The 13,392-nt window shown below is 72.3% G+C and carries 14 protein-coding genes; 7 read left to right on the top strand and 7 right to left on the bottom strand.

The features are described from left to right. Positions 1 to 42 precede the first annotated feature (42 nt). Both ELI80_RS05030 and ELI80_RS05025 read right to left on the bottom strand, forming a co-directional pair. Positions 43 to 1,374: an N-acetylmuramoyl-L-alanine amidase family protein gene (locus ELI80_RS05030; protein ID WP_136650030.1), complete on the bottom strand. Its 1,332-nt coding sequence runs from the start codon at positions 1,372 to 1,374 to the stop codon at positions 43 to 45. Next, entirely contained in the window at positions 1,371 to 2,507 is a 1,137-nt protein-coding gene (locus ELI80_RS05025) for a pyridoxal phosphate-dependent aminotransferase (protein WP_136650029.1), read from the bottom strand. The genes ELI80_RS05030 and ELI80_RS05025 overlap by 4 nt, the downstream gene beginning before the upstream one ends. Positions 2,508 to 2,649: 142 nt before the next feature. Here ELI80_RS05025 and ELI80_RS05020 point away from each other — a divergent pair, with 142 nt between their 5' ends. From ELI80_RS05020 to ELI80_RS04995, 5 genes are all read left to right on the top strand, one after another. Next, a complete protein-coding gene (locus ELI80_RS05020) occupies positions 2,650 to 3,453 on the top strand; it encodes a DsbA family protein (RefSeq protein ID WP_236641336.1) in 804 nt (267 codons plus the stop codon). A 491-nt stretch (positions 3,454 to 3,944) separates the two neighbouring features. Beyond that, the gene (ccmI, locus tag ELI80_RS05010) at positions 3,945 to 5,525 is read left to right on the top strand and encodes a c-type cytochrome biogenesis protein CcmI (protein ID WP_136650028.1); all 1,581 of its coding nucleotides are present in this window, start codon (positions 3,945 to 3,947) and stop codon (positions 5,523 to 5,525) included. Continuing rightward, on the top strand, positions 5,522 to 5,995 hold the full coding sequence (gene ruvX, locus ELI80_RS05005; protein ID WP_136650027.1) for a Holliday junction resolvase RuvX: 474 nt from the start codon (positions 5,522 to 5,524) through the stop codon (positions 5,993 to 5,995). The genes ccmI and ruvX overlap by 4 nt, the downstream gene beginning before the upstream one ends. Next, positions 5,992 to 6,156, top strand: coding sequence for a DUF1289 domain-containing protein (locus tag ELI80_RS05000; protein ID WP_136650026.1), 165 nt, complete (start codon positions 5,992 to 5,994; stop codon positions 6,154 to 6,156). Before ruvX ends, ELI80_RS05000 begins: the two co-directional genes overlap by 4 nt. Positions 6,157 to 6,258: 102 nt before the next feature. Continuing rightward, the gene (locus ELI80_RS04995) at positions 6,259 to 7,428 is read left to right on the top strand and encodes a zinc-dependent alcohol dehydrogenase (protein WP_136650025.1); all 1,170 of its coding nucleotides are present in this window, start codon (positions 6,259 to 6,261) and stop codon (positions 7,426 to 7,428) included. 234 nt (positions 7,429 to 7,662) lie between these two features. On the opposite strand, the gene map is transcribed toward ELI80_RS04995, so the two are convergent. After that, the gene (gene map, locus ELI80_RS04990; protein WP_136650024.1) at positions 7,663 to 8,463 is read right to left on the bottom strand and encodes a type I methionyl aminopeptidase; all 801 of its coding nucleotides are present in this window, start codon (positions 8,461 to 8,463) and stop codon (positions 7,663 to 7,665) included. Between the two features lie 95 nt (positions 8,464 to 8,558). Here map and ELI80_RS04985 point away from each other — a divergent pair, with 95 nt between their 5' ends. Beyond that, positions 8,559 to 9,305 (top strand): competence/damage-inducible protein A, encoded by a 747-nt coding sequence (locus tag ELI80_RS04985; RefSeq protein ID WP_136650023.1) that lies wholly within the window; start codon positions 8,559 to 8,561, stop codon positions 9,303 to 9,305. Beyond that, on the top strand, positions 9,302 to 10,045 hold the full coding sequence (locus ELI80_RS04980) for a GNAT family N-acetyltransferase (protein WP_236641335.1): 744 nt from the start codon (positions 9,302 to 9,304) through the stop codon (positions 10,043 to 10,045). Before ELI80_RS04985 ends, ELI80_RS04980 begins: the two co-directional genes overlap by 4 nt. Positions 10,046 to 10,052: 7 nt before the next feature. Here the strand turns inward: ELI80_RS04980 and ELI80_RS04975 are convergent, their stop codons facing one another. The 4 genes from ELI80_RS04975 to ELI80_RS04960 form a co-directional block, all read right to left on the bottom strand. Continuing rightward, positions 10,053 to 10,436, bottom strand: coding sequence for a hypothetical protein (locus tag ELI80_RS04975; protein ID WP_136650022.1), 384 nt, complete (start codon positions 10,434 to 10,436; stop codon positions 10,053 to 10,055). Between the two features lie 2 nt (positions 10,437 to 10,438). Continuing rightward, on the bottom strand, positions 10,439 to 11,224 hold the full coding sequence (locus ELI80_RS04970) for a DUF6478 family protein (RefSeq protein ID WP_136650021.1): 786 nt from the start codon (positions 11,222 to 11,224) through the stop codon (positions 10,439 to 10,441). A 9-nt stretch (positions 11,225 to 11,233) separates the two neighbouring features. Beyond that, the gene (gene ilvD / locus ELI80_RS04965) at positions 11,234 to 12,967 is read right to left on the bottom strand and encodes a dihydroxy-acid dehydratase (RefSeq protein ID WP_136650020.1); all 1,734 of its coding nucleotides are present in this window, start codon (positions 12,965 to 12,967) and stop codon (positions 11,234 to 11,236) included. Positions 12,968 to 13,056: 89 nt separating this feature from the next. After that, positions 13,057 to 13,392 carry a 4a-hydroxytetrahydrobiopterin dehydratase gene (locus tag ELI80_RS04960; protein ID WP_136650019.1) on the bottom strand — a complete coding sequence of 112 codons (336 nt, stop codon included), beginning with the start codon at positions 13,390 to 13,392 and terminating at the stop codon, positions 13,057 to 13,059.

The following is a 13,392-nucleotide window of genomic DNA, read 5'->3' as shown; positions in this document are numbered from 1 at the left end:
CCGCGCCAAGGCCCGGCCGCGCGCCTTCAGCGCACCGGCGGTTCAGCGTGCTGGCGGCACCACGCCGCGCAGGGTGCCTGCGGCCGCCTGGTCGGCGCGCCAGTTCGTCACCGCGCGGGTGATCGCGCCCGCCATCTGCGCCCGCCACGCGGGGTTGAGAAGGTTGGCGCGGTCGACCGGGTCCGACAGGAACCCCAGCTCGACCAGCACCGACGGAATGTCGGGCGATTTCAGGACCGAGAAGGCGGCCCCCTGCACCGGCCTGCGGTGCATCCCGATGTCCGACAGCGCGAGCTCGCTCGACAGGTGGCTTGCAAACGCCTCGCTCGCGGGCTGGGTGCGGGTGCGGGCGAGGTCGATCAGCGCCCGCGCGACCCGGTCGTCGGTGCCGTCCAGGTCCACGCCCGCCAGCATGTCGTCCCGGTCGTGCCGGGCCGCGAGTTCCTGCGCCGCGCGGTCGTTCGAGGCCGGGTTCCAGACATAGATCGTGGCCCCCGCCGCCTGCGCCTTGGGCAGCATGTCGGCATGAAGCGAGATGAACAGGTCGGCGTCCACGGCCCGCGCCGCGGTGGTCCGCTGTTCCAGCGGGACGAAGCGGTCCTCGCCCCGGGTCAGGCGCGCATCGATCCCGGCCGCGTTCAGCGCCGCCGCGAGTTCGGTCGAGAATTGCAGCATCAGCGCGGCCTCGGACACGCCGTCCACCTGCGCGCCGGGGTCGAAGCCCCCGTGGCCGGGGTCGAGAACCACCCGCAGCCGGCCGTCATCGGCCACGGCGGGCGGCAGCTCCGAAGGCTCGGGCAAACCCTTCAGCGCCGTCATCGCGTCGGCGCGGGGGGCGAAGTCCTCGGGCCCGACCGGGACCAGCGACAGCTCGATCGCGGCTGCTTCGCCGTCCCTGCCGGTGATGGTTGCGGCGGCGACGGCGTAGGGGCCGGGCAGCGCCGCGATGATGCGGCCCCAGCCGGGCAGCCCCGGACCCCAGCGCAGGCCAGCGAGCAGGTCGGCCCCCTGCACCGCCGCGGGCCCGGCGGGAAGGTCCAGCCCCTCCATCTCGACCACGAGCCGGGGCGGCTGGTCCAGCAGGTAGGCGCGGAACGGCGCGCGGGCGCCGACAGCCAGGTGCAGGTGCAGCGGGCGGGGCTTGCCCCGGTCGCGGCCTTCGGCGGTGACGGTGGACCGGGACGGATCGAACAGCGGGTCCCCGGCGCGGGCCGCGGGCTGCGCGCCCTCGGCCTGCGCCAGTTGCGCGCCGCCTGTACCCGCGTCTGTATCCGTGCCCGTGCCCGCGTGAAGGCAGGCCGACGCCATCACGGCGGCGGCAACGACGGCGACGGCGGCAGCGGCGGCCTTGAAGCGGGGCGCGAGGCGCCTCACCGCCGCGACATGAACCGGGCCAGCCGGTCCAGCCCCTCGGCGACGTCCTCGCTGCTGCGGGCATAGGAAAAGCGCAGCGTCCCGGCGCCCCGCACGGGATCGAAGTCCAGTCCCGGCGTGACGGCGACGCCCGCATGTTCAAGGATCTCCGCGGCCAGCGCGCGGCTGTCGCGGGTCAGGTCGGACACGTCGGCATAGACGTAGAACGCCCCGTCCGGCGGGGCGATGCGGGAAAGTCCGATCCCCGGCAGCCGGTCCAGCATCATCCGGCGGTTCTCGGCATAGACGGCGAGGTTCGCGCGCGCCTCGTCCTCGCAGCCAAGCGCGGCCAGCGCCGCCACCTGGCTTGCGTGCGGCGGGCAGATGAACAGGTTCTGCGCCAGCCGCTCGACCGTGCGGATCATGCCCTCCGGCACGACCATCCAGCCGACCCGCCAGCCGGTCATGCCGAAGAACTTGGAGAAGCTGTTAACGACGACGACCTCGTCCGTGACCTCCAGCGCGGTGACGGCGCGTTCGCCGTAGCTCAGGCCGTGGTAGATCTCGTCCGACACCAGCGCGGCGCCGCGCGCGGTCGCGGCGGACGCAAGCGCCGCAAGCTCCGCCCGCCCCAGCATCGTCCCGGACGGGTTGCCGGGCGAGGCGAGGATCACGCCCTGCACCCCCTCGGGAATGTCCGACAGCACCGGCTGGTAGCGGTTTTCCGGCCGGGTCTGCATCCCCACCGGCTCGACCGACATCGCCCGCAGGATCTGGCGGTAGCTCGGATAGCCCGGCTCGCCCAGCGCGACCCGGTCGCCCGCATCGAACAGCGCCGAGAAGGCGAGGATGAACGCCCCCGACGACCCCGCCGTCACCACCACCCGCGCGGGGTCCAGATCGACCCCGTACCAGCGCCGGTAAAGACCCGCGATGCCGCGCCGAAGCTCGGGCAGGCCCAGCGCGACGGTGTAGCCCAAGGGCTGCGCCAGCGCCGCCGCCAGCGCCTCGCGCGCGCCCTTCGGCGCGCCGACGGAAGGCTGGCCCACCTCCATGTGGATGACGTGGCGCCCCGATTCCTCGGCCAGCCGCGCGGCCTCCATCACGTCCATGACGATGAACGGATCGACCTGCCCGCGCACGGAGTTCCGCATCTTTCCCGCCCCCTTGCCACCCTTCCGGCTGCGGCCGCTTGTTGCCCGTGGGCGGGGTTTGGGTCAAGCTCGCCCAGGCTTCGGGTTGCGTTGCGCGCCGGTCCGCGCCAGAACCCGCCGCAAGCCGTGAAAGGATCGCACCATGCCCCGCCCGCAGATGTCCCCCTTGCTCAAGGCAGCGGCGCTGCTGGCCGCGGCCGCCCTGCCCCTGGCCGTGCTGCCCCTCACCGCGCAGCCCGCCGCCGCGTTCGACCCTGCGCAGATGACCGACGCCGAGAAGGCCGCCTTCGGAGAGGCCGTCCGCGACTACATCATGCAAAACCCCGAGGTGCTGATCGAGGCCGTGAACGGCCTCGAGGCCCGGCGCATGGCCGACGAGGTCGCGAACGACCGGCTGCTGGTGCAGGCCAACAAGGACGCGATCTTCGCGGACGGGCACAGCTGGGTCGGCGGCAACCCGGACGGCGACCTGACGCTGGTCGAGTTCGTGGACTACCGCTGCGGCGTCTGCCGGAAGGTGTCGGCGGATCTGGAGCAGGTCGTCAAGAACGACGGCAACATCCGCTTCATCCTGAAGGAATTCCCGATCCTCGGGCAGGAAAGCGACCTCGCCGCGCGCTTCGCGATCGCGGTCAAGCAGCTGCACGGCGGCGACCGGTACAAGGACGCGCACGACCGGCTGATCACGATGCGCGGGTCGGTGACCGTGGACTCGCTCAGCGCGCTGGCCCGCGACATGGGGCTTGAGGCGGAGCCGCTGATCAACCGCATGAACACCGAGGAGGTCAGCGCCGAGATCCGGTCCACGGCCCAGCTGGCCGAACGGATGCGGGTGATGGGCACCCCGACCTTCATCATCGGCGGCGAGATGCTGCGCGGCGCCCCGCCTTCGGGTCTTGGGTCCGTGATCGAGCAGGTTCGCGCGGGAACGCAGGCCGAGGGCTGAGGCGGGCCGCCAGGGCGTCCGCCCGGCGCCGCGTGTGTCGGCGGCCACGTCTCGCCGGGCATGATGGCGCGCCGGACGAGTGTGTGGCGGGTGCCCTCGCCCACCTCCTCGACGTGGACGAAGACGTGGCCGCGCATGGTGCGGGTGCCGTGGACCATCGGCGTCACGCCGGGAAGCGCATCGTCGGCCGTCCGGCCCCAGCCGCAGCATGAGCCTGCCGGTCCGCACCCCCGCCGGCAGGTTGCCGTCGCGCATGATCCCAAGGCCCCCGAACATCGGCTTCGTGCCGATCCCCGGCATGGCGGCCTGCGCATCGGGCGTTCCCTTCAGGGTCGGGGTCGCGGGTCGTCGGGCGGCCTTGTCGCCGGTCGCCGGGGCAGCTTGCCGCGGAACCGGCGATCCCGAAAGGGCGAAGCCGCGACACGTCGCCCCGCCCCGCTTTCGCTGCGGGCGCAGAAGCCCTATCTCTCGCCCGGCACAAGGGGGCGCGGATGTTCTGGATCGTGGTGGCGGCGATGATGGCGGTGGTGGGGTCGGCGATCGCGCTTCCCTTCCTGCGCGGCGGCGCGACCGCGCGACCGGCCGCCGCCTTCGACCTGCAGGTCTATCGCGACCAGCTGCGCGAGGTGGACCGCGACCGCGCCCGCGGGGTGCTGACCGCCGAGGACGCCGACCGGCTGCGGACGGAAATCGGCCGCAAGGTGCTGGAGGCCGATCGGGCGCTTGCCGCCGGCGCGGCTGGCGCGGGGCAAGGTCGGTCGGGCGGTCCGGCGGGTGGTCCGGGGGGCGGGCCGGGGGGCGTCCGGGCGGGCAACGCCGGGGCGCTGGTGCTGCTGGCGGCGGCCATCCTCGGCTCGGCCGCGCTTTACGCCCTGATGCTCGGCGCGCCCGCGCGGCCCGACGATCCGCTGGCGGCCCGCATCGCCGCCGCCGCCGCGCGCTACGACAACCGTCCCACGCAGGCCGCGGCGGAAGCGGCCGCACCGGCACCGCAGGTTCCCCCGGCCGAGCCCGGCTATGCGCGGCTCGTCGAGCAACTGCGCGCCACCGTGGCTGAACGGCCGGACGACGTGCAGGGCCTCGCCCTTCTTGCGCAGCACGAGGCGACGCTGGGCAATCTCTCGGCCGCGAGGGCCGCGCAGGAACGGCTGATCGCCGTCCGCGGCAACGGGGCGACCGCCGCCGATCACGCGGCGCTGGCGGGGCTGATGGCGCAGGCGGCGGGCGGCATCATCACCCGCGACGCCGAGGCAGAGATCGACCGTGCCCTGCAACTCGACCCGGCCAACCCGGACGCGCGCTTCCTGCGCGGCCTCCTGCTGGCGCAGAACGGGCGGCCCGACCGGACTTTCCCGATCTGGGCCGACCTGCTGGCGACCGCGCCGGCGGACCTGCCGTGGATGCAGGTCGTGCGGACGACGATCGCGGACCTCGCCTGGCTCGCGGGCCAGCCCGACTACGTCCCGCCCGAAGCGGGCACCGCCCCGGCGCCGATGCCCGGTCCCGACGCCGCCGCGATCGCCGACGCCGAGGCGCTGTCGCCAGAGGAGCGGCAGCTGCTGGTCGGCGACATGGTGTCGCGGCTGGAAAGCCGCCTCGCCGCGCAGGGCGGGACGCCCGAGGAGTGGGCGCGGCTGATTTCCGCCGTCGTGGTCATGGGCGACATCGACCATGCGCGCGAGATCTGGACCGAGGCGCAGGCGCGCTTCGCGGCCAACCCGCCGGGGCTGGCGACCGTGACCGATGCGGCCCGCAGGGCGGGTCTTGCGGATAACGCGGCGGTTGCGCCCGGCCTGCCGGGGCCCGACGCCGCCGCCGTCGAGGCGGCGGAACGGATGACCGACGAGGAACGCGCGGAGATGATCGCCGGCATGGTGCAGCGATTGCGCGACCGGCTGACCACGCAAGGCGGCAGCGGCGCCGAATGGGCGCGGCTGGTCGCCGCTTTGTCGGTTCAGGGCGACGGTGAGGGCGCGAGCGAGATGCTGGCGCGCGGGCGGGGCGCGCTCGCGGGCGACGCGGACGGGCTTGCCGCGCTGGACGCGGCGGCCGCACGGGCGGGGCTGGAATGATCTTCGAGGACATTGCCGATTTCGCCGAAGCCCTGCCCCGCACCGGCGGGCTCGCCGGGCTGGACCTCGGGACCAAGACCATCGGCGTCGCGGTCAGCGACGGGCTGCGGCAGGTCGCCTCGCCCCTGTCCACCATCCGTCGGGTCAAGTTCACGACCGACGCGCAGGCCTTGCTGGCGATCGTGGCCGACCGGGGACTTGCCGGGCTGATCCTGGGCCTGCCGCGCAACATGGACGGATCGGAAGGGCCGCGGGCGCAGTCGACCCGTGCCTTCGCGCGGAACCTGCGGAACCTCACCGACCTGCCGATCGGCTACTGGGACGAGCGCCTGTCCACCGTCGCCGCCGAGCGCGCGCTGCTCGAGGCCGACACCTCGCGCGCGCGCCGGGCGCAGGTCATCGACCAGGTCGCGGCGGGCTACATACTGCAGGGCGCGCTGGACCGGCTGCGCCACCTGGGCCGGGCGTGATCGCGCCGGTCCCCTCTCCCTGCCGCCAGCTCTGCGCGCTGGACCCGGCCACCCGCATCTGCACCGGCTGCGGCCGCACGCTGGACGAGATCGCCCGCTGGACGTCCATGCACCCGGCCGAGCGGCAGGCGGTCATGGACCGCCTCGGCGCCGCGACCTGAGCGGGTTCTCAGCAACGGCCAACAAAGATTAGGGGAACCCACCCGACCCCGGCCGGCTTCCCCACCCGAACCGCCCCGAAGGGGGCCAGCGGGGAGCACACCATGCGCGCGATCACTTTCCAAGGCAAAGGCAAGGTCCAGGTGGACAACGTGGACGATCCCACGATCGAGGATGACGGCGACGTCGTGATCCGCGTCACCAGCACCGCCATCTGCGGGTCCGACCTGCACCTGTACGACGGCTTCATTCCGGAAATGCGCAAGGGCGACATCCTCGGCCACGAATTCATGGGCGAGATCGTCGCGACCGGCCGCGGCGTCGGCAAGCACAAGGTCGGCGACCGGGTGCTCGTGCCCTTCAACATCGCCTGCGGGCACTGCGACTTCTGCCGCGTGGACGCCTTTTCGCTGTGCGACAACACCAACCCCGACCACGAGAAGGTCGAGGCGGTCTACGGCCAGTCGGGTGGCGGGATGTTCGGCTATTCCCACCTCTTCGGCGGCTATGCGGGCGGCCAGGCGGAACTGGTGCGCGTCCCCCACGCCGACGTGGGGTTGCTGGCCGTCCCCGAAAGCCTGCCCGACGAAAAGGTGCTGTTCCTGACCGACATCTTCCCCACGGGCTACCAGGCGGTGGAACAGATCGGGACCGGGCCGGGCGACATCGTCGCGATCTGGGGCGCGGGCCCGGTCGGGCAGTTCGCGATCCACTCCGCCTTCATGCTGGGCGCGGAACGGGTGTTCGCGCTGGACTTCGAGGAAGGCCGGCTGGAGCTTGCCCGCCAATCGGGTGCCGAGACGATCGACCTGTCCAAGCAGGACAGCTACAAGACGCTGCTGGAACTGACGAACGGCAAGCTTCCGAACCGCTGCGTCGATGCGGTGGGGCTGGAAGCGCACGGCGCGTCGGTCATCGGCGATCTCTACGACAAGACCAAGGCCAAGATCGGGCTGGAAACCGACCGCCCGAACGCGCTGCGGGATGCGATCATGTGCTGCCGCAAGGGCGGCGCGGTGTCGATCCCCGGCGTCTATGCGGGCGTGGCCGACAAGTTCCCGATCGGGGCCGCGTTCGGCAAGGGCCTGATGCTGCGCGGCGGGCAGACCCACACCCGCGCCTACATGGAGCGGCTGCTGAAGCGGATCGAGGCGGGCGAGATCGACCCGAGCCACATCATCACCCATCGCGGCACGCTGGAAGACGGCCCCGGCTTCTACGAGACGTTCCGCGACAACCGCTCGGACTGCTTCAAGTGCGTGATGACGCCCTGAGACGGTCCTGAGCTTGCGATGACCCGGGGGGCGCGGCCGGCGACGGACGCGCCCCTTGTCATGCGGCGGCCCGGAAAGACCCGCGCCGCGTATCCTCGCGCGGCAAGCGCCGCGCCCGGCGATCCGCGCCGACCACCATGTTTTCGATCTTCGTTCCGGTCTGAAGCGACCGCCGCCCGGTGATTGCACGCCTGCGCAGCGCGTCGCTGCCGCAACGTCACCTCACGGCGAAACCTACATCTTCGGGAAATACACGCCGCCGGGCGACAGCGTGAAGATCTCGCACCCGTCAGAGGTGACGCCGATCGAATGCTCGAACTGCGCCGACAGGGACTTGTCGCGCGTGACGGCGGTCCAGTCGTCGGCCAGCACCTTCGTGTCCGGCCCGCCAAGGTTGATCATCGGCTCGATGGTGAAGAACATCCCCTCCTCCAGCACCGGGCCCTTGCCGGGGCGGCCGTAGTGCAAGACGTTCGGCGGCGCGTGGAACACGCGGCCGAGCCCGTGGCCGCAGAAATCGCGCACGACCGACATGCGGTGGGATTCCGCATAGGACTGGATCGCGTGGCCGATGTCGCCGAAGGTGGCGCCGGGGCGCACCGCCTCGATCCCCTTCATCAGGCTGTCGTGCGTCACCTCGATCAGGCGGCGCGCCTTCACGCCGGGGCTGCCCGCGACGTACATGCGCGAGCTGTCGCCGTACCAGCCGTCCACGATCACCGTCACGTCGATGTTCAGGATGTCGCCGTCAGCCAGCATCTTGTCGCCGGGGATGCCGTGGCAGACGACGTGGTTGACGCTGATGCAGCTGGCATGCTGGTAGCCGCGATAGCCGATGGTGGCGCTGGTCGATCCGGTTTCCTCGACCCGGCGGCGGATGAAGTCGTCGAGCGCGCCGGTCGTGACGCCCGGGACGACCAGCGGCCCGACCTCGTCGAGGATCGTCGCGGCGACGCGCCCGGCTTCGTGCATGCCCGCGAAATCCTCGGGGCCGTGGATGCGGATGCCTTCGCGGGTCACGCGCGCTTCGTTCATCGTCAGTCCTTTCAGCTTGCCCCCCAGATAGCCCCCGCGCGCCCCTTGTTCCAGACCCGCGCCCGCGCATTATGGCGGCAAAAGGAGTGAGCCCCATGCAGTCGGACAACCCAACCGCCGCGATCCTGGTCATCGGCGACGAAATCCTGTCAGGCCGCACGCAGGACAGCAACTCCCACCACCTCGCGGGTGTGCTGACGGCGATCGGGATCGACCTGCGCGAGGTGCGGGTGGTCGCGGACGACACGGCCGCCATCGTGGCGGCGCTGAAGGCGCTGGACCGCAGCCTGGGGGGCGCCTGGGACATCGTCTTCACCTCGGGCGGGATCGGGCCCACGCACGACGACATCACGGCGGACGCGGTGGCGGCGGCGTTCGGCGTGGACCTGGTCATCAACGACGACGCGCGGGCGGTCCTGGCCCGCCACTGGGCCGACCGGGGCGTCGAGATCACGCCCAACCGCCTGCGGATGGCGCGGATCCCCGTCGGCGCGACGCTGATCGACAACGCGGTGTCGGCGGCGCCCGGCTTTTCCATCGGCGGCACGCATGTGATGGCAGGGGTGCCGTCCGTGTTCCGGGCGATGGTGGACTGGCTGGTGCCGCGCCTGCCCACCGGCCGCCCGCCCGTGAGCGAGACGATCGAGGTCATGCGCCCCGAATCCGACGTGGCCGACGAGCTGCTGGAGGTCGCGCGGGCCTATCCGTCCCTGTCGCTCGGCAGCTACCCGTTCCGCGGCCCGCGGGGGTTCGGCACGAACCTCGTGATCCGGGGACTGGACGGCGACGCGGTCGCGCGGGCGGTCGCCGACCTCAGGCGGGCGCTTGGGATCGCGGCATGACCGTGGCCGGCATTGGCGCGGGCGGGATGGATGCCGACCTTGCGCGGGCATTCGACGCGACGTGGCCGCCCGCGGAGCAGGCCGACGCGGGCGGGTTCCGGGTCGCACGGTCGCCGGGGGGCGGCGGGCGGTTGAACTCGGCCCGGGCCGCCGGCCCGTGGACCGGGGCCGACATCGACGCGGCGGCCGCGCTTCAGCGGGGGCGCGGCGGGGCGGCGCGGTTCCTCGTCCCCGACGGCGACACGGCGCTGGCCGAAGCGCTCGCCCGGCGCGGCCTCGTCGAGGCGGACCGGACGGTCGTCCTGCACGCGCCGGTCGCGGCGCTGCTGGAACCGCCGGTCCCGCCCGTCACCGCGCTTGCGATCTGGCCGCCGCTCGCGATCCAGCTGGACCTGTGGGCCGAGGCCGGGATCGGCTCCGCCCGCCTCGCCGCGATGGACCGCGCCGCGGCGCCGAAGACCGCGCTTCTGGGCCGGGTCAGGGACCGTGCCGCGGGGGTCGGGTTCGTCGCGATCAGCGGCCCGGTCGCGATGGTCCACGCGCTCGCGGTCGCACCAGAGTTCCGGCGCATGGGCGTGGCCGCGTGGATGATGCGGCGCGCGGCCCACGTCGCGGCGGAACACGGCGCGGACCGTCTGGCGCTCGCGGTGACGCGGGCCAACGACGGCGCGCTGGCGCTGTACGCCCGGCTCGGCTTCGTCGAGGCGGCGGGCTACCGCTACTTCACGGACGCGGGCTGAGGCGCGCTCAGCGCTGCGCCAGTCGCCGCAGCTCGCGCTTCAGAAGGTCCACTTCCGCTCGCAGCAATTCCATCTGCGCGCGCAGGTCTTCCTCCAGCACGTGGCCCGCGACGATCGGCAGCACGCTCAGCCGCTCGGCCCCCGGCTCGGGTCCGTCGTCGCCCTGCCCGCTGTCGGCGACCAGGATGAAGGTATGGACCCCGTCCGACAGGCGGTCCGCCGGCAGGGGGACCGAGACGTGGAAGCTGTCGTTCCCCGCGGGCGTCACCCTGGCCACCCCGGCCGTGACGCCGTTCTGGACCAGCGCCACCCGCACGGGCGGCTTGTCGGCGTGCAGGATTCCCTGCCAGATCCCGCCGCGCAGGCCGCCATGGGTGAAGGTGGGTCGCATCGTCAGACCTCCGCGCGCGGGTGGTGCGACAGGAACAGGTCGCCGATTCTCACCGCGTTCATGTGAGGCGATTCGAAGATCAGGTCGAGCCAGATCTTCTCCAGCCGCTTCTCGTTCATCTCGATCCTGAACATGTCGAACTCGGTCACGAGGGACGTCGTCCGGCCCGGCTGCAGGTCGCCCAGGTGGCGCAGCAGCTGGTCGGTGTTCGGGCCGTGGCCCACATTGAGGCGGGCATAGATGTTCATCGGCCGCTCGACCGACATGACCGAGGCAAGCCGCACGATCCGGCTGCGCGTCAGGCCGTTCAGCGCCGCCTGCGGCAGGTCGATCGAGATCGACAGGAAGCTGCCCGAGAAGCCCAGGATCTCGAGCAGAAGGCCGTAGGGCGACAGCTCCGCCGACCGGCTGTTCCTCATTTGGCGCAGGACCAGCGCGCGTTCGGGGCAGTCGTGCCAGATCGCCGCCTCTTCCGCCAGCCGGGTGCCGCTTTCCGGCGCGGCGATCCCGCGGGGCGAGGTGCGGGCGGCCATCAGCTGCGGCCGCCAGCGCCAGGTCGTGCCCGAAGGCAGGTCCAGCGGCTCCGCCCCCGGCCGGTGCAGGTCGAGCCGCGCGTTCGACCGCGCGACGATGCGGTTGAGGCTGCGGCGCAGGGTCCGCGCCTCGTCGTCGAGGCCGCGCAGGTTCGCAAGCGGCATGCGGTCGATGTCGTCGGCAAGCCGTTCCCAGCGCCGCACCGAGCGGGCGCGGACGAGGTCGCGGATCAGGCGGCGGGTCAGGCGCGGCACGGATGTCCCTTATTGGTCCATGTAGACGTGCGTCTCGACCTTCGCACCCGGATGGGTGACGGCGCCGTGACGCGCGCCGCCCACGAGCTGGGCGTATTTCCATAGCGCGCCGCTGGCGTAGTCGGTCTTGCGCGCGCCGGTCCACGCGGCCTTGCGCGAGGCCAGTTCCGCATCGTCGAGCGCGACCGAGATTTCGCCCGTGATCGCGTTGATCGTGATCATGTCGCCGTTCCGCAGCAGCGCGATGGGGCCGCCATGCGCCGTTTCCGGCCCGACATGGCCCACGCAGAACCCGCGCGTCGCGCCGGAGAAGCGGCCGTCGGTGATCAGCGCGACCTTCTTGCCCATGCCCTGCCCGGACAGGGCGGCGGTGGTCGCCAGCATCTCGCGCATCCCCGGCCCGCCCGCCGGTCCTTCGTTGCGGATCACGAAGACGCAGCCTTCCTCGTAGTTGCGCGCCTGCACGGCCTCGAACGCGTCCTCCTCGCATTCGAAGACGAGCGCGGGGCCGGTGAAGACCTGGTCCGCCTCGGACATGCCGGCGACCTTCACGATCGCCCCGTCGGGGGCGAGGTTCCCGCGCAGGCCGACGACGCCCCCCGTCCGGGTGATCGGCGTTGCGATCGGGTGGATCACCTTGCCGTCCGGCTCGCCGGTGATCGTCTCGAGCTCCTCGCCCAACGTGCGGCCGGACGCGGTCATGCAGTCGAGATGCAGCAGCCCCTCGCGCGCGAGTTCCTTCATCACGACCGGGATGCCACCCGCCTCGAACAGGTCCTTGGCGACGTAGTCGCCGCCGGGGCGCAGGTTCACGAAGTAGGGCGTGTCGTGGAAGATGTCGCAGACGTCGAACAGGTCGAAGTCGATCCCCGCCTCGTGCGCGATGGCGGGAAGGTGCAGCCCTGCGTTGGTGGACCCGCCGGTGCAGGCGACGACGCGGGCGGCGTTTTCCAGCGATTTCCGCGTGACGATGTCACGGGCGCGGATGTTGCGTTCCAGAAGGTGCATCACCGCGACGCCCGAGGCATCGCAGAACGCGTCGCGCGATTCGTAGGGCGCCGGCGCGCCCGAGGAGTTGAGCAGCGCAAGCCCGATCGCCTCGCTGACGCAGGCCATGGTGTTCGCCGTGTACTGCCCGCCGCAGGCCCCGGCCGAGGGGCAGGCGAGCCGTTCCATGATCGCAAGCTCCGCATCCGAGATCAGGCCCGCGGCGTGTTGGCCCGCCGCCTCGAACATGTCCTGCACCACGATGTCGCGGCCCTTGTACTTGCCCGGCAGGATCGAGCCGCCATAGACGAACACCGACGGCACGTTCAGCCGCACCATCGCCATCATCATCCCCGGCAGGCTCTTGTCGCAGCCCGCGAGGCCGACGAGCGCGTCGTAGCAGTGCCCGCGCATGGTCAGCTCGACCGTGTCCGCGATCGCATCGCGCGATGCGAGCGAGGACCGCATCCCCTCGTGGCCCATCGCGATCCCGTCGGTGACGGTGATGGTCGTGAACTCGCGCGGCGTGCCGCCCGCCTTCTTCACGCCCATCTTGGCCGACTGCGCCTGCCGGTTCAGGGCGATGTTGCAGGGCGCGGCCTCGTTCCAGCAGGTCGCGACGCCGACCAGCGGCTGGTGGATCTCCTCCTCGGTGATCCCCATGGCGTAGAGATAGCTGCGATGCGCGGCGCGCGCCGGACCCTCGGTCACGTGGCGGCTGGGCAGTTTCGACTTGTCGAAGCGGGTGTTCTTCATGGCGCGTCCCCCTGGCTGCCAACGGGAATAGTGCCGCCGGTTGAGAGGGGCAAGCCGCGCCGGGCGCGTTGCCGCGAAATCGCGGGCCGTCAGGGGCCAAGCAGCGCGTCGAGCCTTGCCGCGCAGATCAGATCGTTGCGGGTCAGCCCGCCCGCGGCATGGGTCGTGATGGCCACCTCGCAGTAGCCCCAGCCGAAGCGGATGTCGGGATGGTGGCCCTGCCGCTCGCCCAGCCACGCGGCCACGTTGGCAAGCTGCAACGCGCGGGCGAAGCCCTTGACCTCGATCCGGCGGACGATCGCGCGGCCGTCGTCCGACAGCGTCCAGTCGGGCAGCGCCGCCAGCCCGGCGCGGACGGCGTCGGCATCCATCGGCGGGGTGCCGGGGGCCCAGGGGGTGCAGGTCTGCCGGGTGAGGTCGGTCAT

Origin of the sequence: Paracoccus aeridis (genome assembly GCF_004923205.2) — a bacterium.
In the GTDB taxonomy this organism is placed as follows: domain Bacteria; phylum Pseudomonadota; class Alphaproteobacteria; order Rhodobacterales; family Rhodobacteraceae; genus Paracoccus; species Paracoccus aeridis.
Note: the sequence above shows the minus strand (reverse complement) of the source record. Positions and strands in the feature narration are given on the sequence as shown.

Bases quoted from the DNA above. Each gene is read 5' to 3' on its own strand.
- ELI80_RS05025 (WP_136650029.1), bottom strand. From the start codon at position 2,507: ATGCGGAACTCCGTGCGCGGGCAGGTCGATCCGTTCATCGTCATGGAC.
- ELI80_RS05020 (WP_236641336.1), top strand. From the start codon at position 2,650: ATGCCCCGCCCGCAGATGTCCCCCTTGCTCAAGGCAGCGGCGCTGCTG.
- ccmI (WP_136650028.1), top strand. From the start codon at position 3,945: ATGTTCTGGATCGTGGTGGCGGCGATGATGGCGGTGGTGGGGTCGGCG.
- ruvX (WP_136650027.1), top strand. From the start codon at position 5,522: ATGATCTTCGAGGACATTGCCGATTTCGCCGAAGCCCTGCCCCGCACC.
- ELI80_RS04995 (WP_136650025.1), top strand. From the start codon at position 6,259: ATGCGCGCGATCACTTTCCAAGGCAAAGGCAAGGTCCAGGTGGACAAC.
- map (WP_136650024.1), bottom strand. From the start codon at position 8,463: ATGAACGAAGCGCGCGTGACCCGCGAAGGCATCCGCATCCACGGCCCC.
- ELI80_RS04985 (WP_136650023.1), top strand. From the start codon at position 8,559: ATGCAGTCGGACAACCCAACCGCCGCGATCCTGGTCATCGGCGACGAA.
- ELI80_RS04980 (WP_236641335.1), top strand. From the start codon at position 9,302: ATGACCGTGGCCGGCATTGGCGCGGGCGGGATGGATGCCGACCTTGCG.
- ELI80_RS04975 (WP_136650022.1), bottom strand. From the start codon at position 10,436: ATGCGACCCACCTTCACCCATGGCGGCCTGCGCGGCGGGATCTGGCAG.
- ilvD (WP_136650020.1), bottom strand. From the start codon at position 12,967: ATGAAGAACACCCGCTTCGACAAGTCGAAACTGCCCAGCCGCCACGTG.
- ELI80_RS04960 (WP_136650019.1), bottom strand. From the start codon at position 13,392: ATGACCGACCTCACCCGGCAGACCTGCACCCCCTGGGCCCCCGGCACC.